The organism is Thalassobacterium maritimum (assembly GCF_031127805.1).
GTDB classification, from domain to species: domain Bacteria; phylum Verrucomicrobiota; class Verrucomicrobiia; order Opitutales; family Coraliomargaritaceae; genus Thalassobacterium; species Thalassobacterium maritimum.
Window position 1 is genome coordinate 1 of the sequence record NZ_JARXHW010000089.1, and the last position, 7,016, is coordinate 7,016.

Below are 7,016 nucleotides of genomic sequence, written 5' to 3' on the forward strand. Positions count from 1 at the left end.
CGCATCCAAGAACAATACATACCAACGGCCTTTACGTAAGCTTTTTGGTTGACTTTTTTTACTCGTATTATGCCCTTAAGTCCGTGCCATTCGGGTCATGTCGTTACCTTTACAATTACTATTATTTAATAAGTCATAAATCTTCAGGAGTAGCTCCCCTCTCCGGATGCAACTGGAATCGAGGCTAGAGCACTCAACTACGGGTATTGGACAGATAACCATGGCGAGTCACACATGGCACCACCACGCATTCTAACATTATTTATGCGTTCCACTCATCAACAGAGCTCCGCAGACTCTTTGTGGTAGCGGCTGACACGACTATTCGCGGAGTTTGGCGTCCCCATAATAAGTCGCTCCGCTAGCCAAGCATTTGGCTCCAGCAAGCGCTTGCGAAGATACTACGTTAAGGCACACGACTGATAAAGTTTTTTGCTGACTGGCATAACTCTGGCATGAGGCCGATGCGGTTATCCGTCCGGAAAAGATGTGGCTGTTGTTGGGGAAGAAATTCATCGCAGTCATCCAAAATGATGTAAGATTAGATGCAGCACCGCTTGCGGATCAATATCTGCCGACAAGGCATCTGCCCTACCCGAATCACCCGGCTACGGACTCCAAGGCAAGAAACTAGCCGCCTATTTGAAGCAGCTTGAAGGAACCCTTGCCGATGAGGATAATAAGGCTTAGGATCTAACCATGGCTTACGGAGCGACATGCCCCCGGTCGAAGACTCCCAAGGAGTCTTTAATCTGATCATGAAGTGCCGGTCGACACGACTAGCTTCGCATCGCGACAAGCCACTCTTGAAGAAGAAGTATCAAACTCTGATTCAACTCGTTGCCATGTCAGCCGCCTCGATCTTATCGATAATCGCGAGCAGTTGCTTCCAATCCTCTGCAGCGATCTTATCTGACCACTCCTCGACAGTCTTCTGGTATTGGTTCAAATGTTTAGAGCGATCAGTCGAAAGCGGTTCCCGCGTCCGCTACAGGACAGCAAGCACACGTCTCATCCTATTGTATAACCTAGAATCAAGCAGTCGAACGACGACATTTATTAAATATTGACGAACGGCTACATTTTAGGGATGTTGATGATCAGCGACATTCTATCGGGATTGCATTATGAACATCATCAGCGTCAAAGACCTTGCGAGCCTGGTTAAACAGGAGCGGAAAAACCGCGGTTGGACTCAGGTTCAATTGGCAGAGCGCTCTGGTGTGAGCCGAGACTGGATCATTGCCTTAGAGCAAGCCAAACCAAGCATCGAACTGGCGCTGGTTTTACGCACATTGAAAGCATTGAACCTGCCACTCGCAATCAACCAGCCGAGTCAGTCAGTTCAAGACGGGATCGACTTGAACGATATCCTCAATCAAACGAGGCAGCGAGATAACGAATCATCATGAATACGGAAAGCCTCAGCGTCATTGCCAATCAGCAAAAGCTTGGCACGGTGAATTACCACAAAAACCGACTGAGCTTTCGCTATGCGCCGGAATGGCAAGTTTCCAGCCGTGCCTTCCCTCTCTCGGTCTCGATGCCGCTCCCACGGAATGAGATGAGCATCCACATGAAACAATCGAAGCTTTTCTCTGGGGACTGCTACCGGACAATCAAGCCGTGCTCGATCAATGGGGGAAACAGTTTCAGGTCTCCGCTCGTAATGTATTCCGACTCATCAAGCATGTTGGCGAAGACTGTGCAGGTGCCATCCAATTCATTACCGAAGCAGATGAGCAGGCCTTGCTCAATCAGCCCTACTGCGAGCAAGTGCAATGGCTCAGCGACTGCGAACTCAATGAACGCATTCACTTAGTCCTAACAAACCATGCCAGCCAGCGCATCTCTAGTGACCTCGGTCAATTCAGTCTAGCAGGTGCTCAGGCAAAAATAGCCCTCTACCGCTCTCCAACAACGGGTGCATGGGGCATCCCACGGGAAATGACGCCCACCACGCATATTCTCAAGCCCGCCCCGCCGAGCTTTCCGGGCTTTGTCGAAAACGAACACTTCTGCTTATCGCTCGCCGCAGATCTAGGCATCACCACCGCCCGCTCAAAAGTCATCCATGCAGACGATACGCCAGTGATTGTTGTCACACGCTACGATCGTCACCTGGCAGGTGATCAGTATATTCGCATCCATCAAGAAGACTTTTGCCAAGCTCGGGCGATCTTCCCGGACCTCAAATATCAAAGCGACGGAGGCCCGTCAGTCGCAGACATTGCCAATACGCTATGGGACGTCTCCACAGATGCCCTGACCGACATTCGCAGCTTCGCCGACGCCCTACTTCTGAATTTCCTAATTTGCGGAACAGACGCCCACGCCAAGAACTTTTCCCTACTGTTGGCCGGCAACAATCAAGTGCGTCTCGCACCACTCTACGATATCGCCAGTGCATTGCCTTACCCGCTTCAAATATCCCCACATAAAGCTAAGCTGGCGATGAAGATCGGTAGCGACTATCACATCAAAAAAATTCAGCCACGTCATTGGCAGGTCTGCGCAAAACAATTACGACTGCCTCCAGGGACTCTCATCGAACGGCTCCACGACATGACCCAACGATTAGAGACTGTAGCACCCGCCGTAGCCAATGATCTAAACAGACAAGGCCTCTCACATCCAATCGTGCAAATGCTATCAGAGTCCATCAGCAAACGAGCTAGTGAACTGCTTGCCCATTATTTCTAAAGTCGAAGCAACCTAAATGGGGTCGTTATATTTCCAATTAGTGCTGCAGCCGTCTTCATGATATAAACGTAAACAAGCGGCTGGAAGCACGCTTCTACTGTTCATTCAAAAGTGAAAAGGTTCGGTCAAAAGTTCGGCGAAAACACCCGACCGTATTCTTACATTATTGAAGGCCAACCCGGAATGGTCGCTTGCGAATGTAGCAGAAGAGCTAAAGGTGACCGTAAGAGGTATCGAGAAAGCCACCGCTAAATTAGTTGAGAGAAATAAATTGAAATACGTTGGACCACAAAAAGGCGGACACTGGGAGATATTAGAATAAGCAAAATAGGTAAACCAGAGCGCGTCACACAGAACCAAGTCATCGAGTTGTTCAGGATCATTGCTAACTGGCATAGTTCTGGTGTGAGGCCGATGCGGTTATCCGTCCGGAAAAGATGTGGCTGCTGTTGAGGGAGAAATGCATCGCAGTCATCCAAAATGATGTAACTGCCCTTTCTGTGATTGACGCCCCCCAACTAAGTGAACATTTGAATACATAAAATCAGCCCACTCTTGAGCATGAGCAAGGAAAAGAAAAATACGGATTCCAATCGCAATGAAAAACCAAACATTCGTTCTTCAGCTGCGGAATACCTAAGTTTTGTCGCCGCAGGCGGTGGCTCGGAAGAAGCCGTCGAAATGCGCTATGAGGATGAGAATATTTGGCTAACACAGAAGCTGATGGCAGAGCTCTACGGAGTCTCTGTCCCTGCGATCAACCTCGGCGAAGAAAGTGCTCACTCATACTTAGACTGTGAAAATTCTATGCTTTACTTAGGGTGAACTTTTGTTCACTCTCAAATTCATGGACAATTCATCCACAAATGACGAGGAAAACGACGTCATTGAGCGCGTTCTACATATTGCTCAATTACGGGCCGAGGTCGAGAAAGTTGCAGGCAGCCCGATCGTTGGGGAAGGTGGCGTCGGCGGGAATCTGGAAACTCAAGAGGCCTTTTGGGAGCACATTCACGCCTTTGAAACGGCACCCTTGATGTCGCTCAACGATGCGCTGCTGGAGCGGCGCGGTTTTCGTGCACTGCCGCTCGAACAACTCGCGACGGACGAGGCCCTACATACGGCCCTCTGGAAATTGCTACATGCCTTAGCTTCCATGCGCGTATTTTTTCATTGCAGCGATCACCTGTCCGACCGTGCGTTCTATTGCCTACTACTCAACGAAGTGCTCACAGCAGAGACTCAAATCATGCCCGATGGCTCAGAATGGAACTGCCGCTACGACATGACCGAATTCGCAAGCGAGGACGAGCCTGAGGCCAACGAAATCTACCTCAAATATTACGCCGACGATGCCGAGCGTGAATACTGGAACCACCAATTCCCCGACGACACGATGCCGGGCAAGGCCGAACGACCTTACGACCGCGATCGCTTCTTACCGATCCCTCCGGAAGAACAGGAATCGCATACTTAAACAAACCCACGCTCTAATCCCCGATCGAAACAATCGAAGCATCTGTCAAAGACCCACCATTTCCCCAATTTCTCAGTGCACCTTTATTTGGACGGCTTCCCTACCTTATTGCGGGCTTGAATTACCCCAGCACTGGGACCAGCGGCCTAAAGATTTAGGTCGCTCAGTGCACTTTGACCAATCCGGCTGCCACTGTCGGAAGATGTAAGCTATAAAAAATAACGAGCAATCAATAGTTTACCAGATATAGTCGGAAGCATTTAAGGCTTCACCTCGACTTCAATCCGGAAGAAATCAGCTTCTCGACTTGGTATCTTAGGAATGCGTGCACGCCAAATTTCCGTCTCTCCTTCGTCGGATAAGAACTCCATAAACGCACCCGCATCACTCCACGAATCCGGCGCTAAGCTTTGACTACGCACGACCGTGCTTTCGAGTAGATCTGTCCGACTCGCTTTCTGGAAATCGAAATAAAAATAATCGGCATCTACAGTAACCTGCATAAAGGGTCTATCTTGAACTAGTGGGTCGAGACCGAAGAAATATTCCAACTGTAATGGCAGCCCATCATTATCGTAGTCATAAGAGGCATTATAACCATTAGATCCTAAGTGATCATGCTCCCACTGATCGGGAATGCCATTACCATCCTGATCATCAGTATGTACATTCTGGCCATCCATGGTAAAGCTATACGCTTCTGTCGATGCGCCTTCATTCACGAGTGCAATGTAATAAGATTCTTCTGTCACCCAAGGCCACGACGTGCTGAAAAGACGATCATAAGCCCAGTTACTTTGCCAACTACTGTAAGCATCATCTGAACTTGTGGCTGAAGGAAAAGAGCCTTGTTCAATATAGAGCTTCACATCACTGGAATGTGATGCCTGATGCTTCCATCGAATCGCTTCAGCGGGCACCTCAACTCGATAGTATTGCGTCTCACCACTTTCAAGTGTCCCACTGACACTGCCCGCATAGAAATCAATCAAGTCTGGATCACTGAGCGTCGCTCCAGAAACATTTGAGCTAATCGAGAAGTTTGAATCAGTCGATGCCCTAAAGCCGATATAGTAACTGTGCCCTGGGCGCACTTGTGGTGCACGCAGCGCCACCGTGCCAGGAGATGTGTAATCTTCGTAAGTCCCTTGATTCTTGTTATCATCCACCCAACTATGAAAATAGGAACCCCAATAATAATCAACTACCCCTGGGGGGACGGAATCACGCAGATACATGGTCGCATTCCCCTGACTCAGCGTATAAGTGAGCTCCCAGTTTTCAGGAAGGTCCATTGGCACATCCACACGATAATAACGCCAGTCGCCACCTGCCATAACTTGATTGGATAAGCTGCCTCCATCAAAGGCTAGATCCTGAATACGACCTGTCGACAAGCGTAAGCGATAGCGTGCGTTGGTACCGCTGGCCGCCTCGACAGCTAAATAGTAGATACCTGCGGGCAATTGTTTCTCAACAAAGGCATCTTCAGCCACCCAATTTGCATACTGCGTCTGATCGTTTTCATTCAACTCATAGTCATTTGAAAACTCGTCGCCCGCCAGCAGGCCGCGACGAATGTATAGATCGGGATTGCCACTAATCGCATCTAATTGTACCCGGAAGAGCCCTTCATTTCCTTCTGGAATCGTCACAGCATAAAAGTGAAGTTGGTTCGCAGGAATATCAACCCCTTGGTCATTCGCTAGCGGAATACCAGACGCATCTATGCCACTATCCCCAAATTCAGGTGCCGACAAGCCTGGTGTGAGTGCCGCTTCGCCCTTAACTGGCATCGACCAAAAACGACGTATATCATTGGTAGTGATTGCGCGACTACTCAACACATACTCCGATGCAGTACTCGCACTGACCTCGATGTAATAAGTGCCCGGTGGAGCTTGCTGCGCGTCCAATAATAAAGTGTCATCACTGTCGCTATAGCTGATCACATTATAATTAATGGGTAAGACATCTGGGCTGACCTTAACAGTCGCATTACCCGAAATCTCCTCCAGCTCTAGGCTCCAGCCTAAGACAGTTTCGCCCTCAATCGTTGCGGGCACTTCCACCGCATAGAAGTTCTTTTCTCCCGAAGCGATCAAATCAGTATCCATATGGGAATGGCCATTCGTATTCTGCGAGGCATCCATATTCAACACAGTCGCAAAAATCGCTTCACTCGTCAGCGTGCCAATAGCGTTACCGCTCGCGGTGACTTGCGCGTACCAAGTCCCAGGAAGAAGATCGTAAGCCCCACCTTGATAGCCGTAGAAACGAGTTCCCAGATACAAGCGTTGTGACGAAGAACCGCTTTGGTAAGTTCTGTCAGAATCAAAGGGCAAGCGATCTTTTTGTACATTCACACTCGCTGAACCTGATGTCATGTTTAGTTCCAGCAGCCAACCGAGGAAGGCTTGGCCATTCACTGTCTCTGGAACTGTGACCTTGTAAAATTCCAGCTGACCACTTAGCAAATCAAAACTCGCCACATTAGAAGGCGCTCCAGTTAGCCGACTCGAAAAGCCCAAAGCATTGGATTCCTTCAACTCGATCTCAATCGCATACTGGCTGGCCTGTGCACCATCATGCAAAACCAAAGCGTATTCACCCGCGGCAGGATTACTGAGATTGATCGTGCCAGTATTACGAATATAATTCTGATATGACTGACCACCCGAAAAGCCATAGCCGTAACTGTAATTATCAGGCAATTGGCCGTCCGCAGTGCGCAAGCTCAAAGATGGCTCATAATCACTCCCAGTGTCCTTCGCAGTGATCGCCAACGCCAGTGTATCCGCAGGCACCGTGAAACGATAAAAGTCCACTTCACCAG

3 protein-coding genes and 4 pseudogenes are annotated in these 7,016 nt (G+C 49.1%); 6 read left to right on the plus strand and 1 reads right to left on the minus strand.

The features are described from left to right. Positions 1–1,127: 1,127 nt before the first annotated feature. The 6 genes and pseudogenes from QEH52_RS18805 (at position 1,128) to QEH52_RS18825 (ending at position 4,180) form a co-directional block, all read left to right on the plus strand. A complete protein-coding gene (locus tag QEH52_RS18805; RefSeq protein ID WP_308952501.1) occupies positions 1,128–1,412 on the plus strand; it encodes a helix-turn-helix domain-containing protein in 285 nt (94 codons plus the stop codon). Further along, positions 1,409–1,552, plus strand: a pseudogene (locus QEH52_RS20815) (HipA N-terminal domain-containing protein); the annotation flags it as partial. The gene QEH52_RS18805 and the pseudogene QEH52_RS20815, both read left to right, overlap by 4 nt. Before the next feature lie 26 nt (positions 1,553–1,578). Next, positions 1,579–1,713, plus strand: a pseudogene (locus QEH52_RS18810) (HipA N-terminal domain-containing protein); the annotation flags it as partial. Between the two features lie 63 nt (positions 1,714–1,776). Beyond that, positions 1,777–2,703: a HipA domain-containing protein gene (locus QEH52_RS18815; RefSeq protein WP_308952505.1), complete on the plus strand. Its 927-nt coding sequence runs from the start codon at positions 1,777–1,779 to the stop codon at positions 2,701–2,703. Between the two features lie 561 nt (positions 2,704–3,264). Then, positions 3,265–3,504: pseudogene (locus QEH52_RS18820) on the plus strand (virulence RhuM family protein); the annotation flags it as partial. A gap of 46 nt (positions 3,505–3,550) precedes the next feature. Continuing rightward, positions 3,551–4,180 carry a hypothetical protein gene (locus tag QEH52_RS18825; RefSeq protein WP_308952503.1) on the plus strand — a complete coding sequence of 210 codons (630 nt, stop codon included), beginning with the start codon at positions 3,551–3,553 and terminating at the stop codon, positions 4,178–4,180. 260 nt (positions 4,181–4,440) lie between these two features. Here the strand turns inward: QEH52_RS18825 and QEH52_RS18830 are convergent. After that, positions 4,441–7,016: pseudogene (locus tag QEH52_RS18830) on the minus strand (pre-peptidase C-terminal domain-containing protein); the annotation flags it as partial.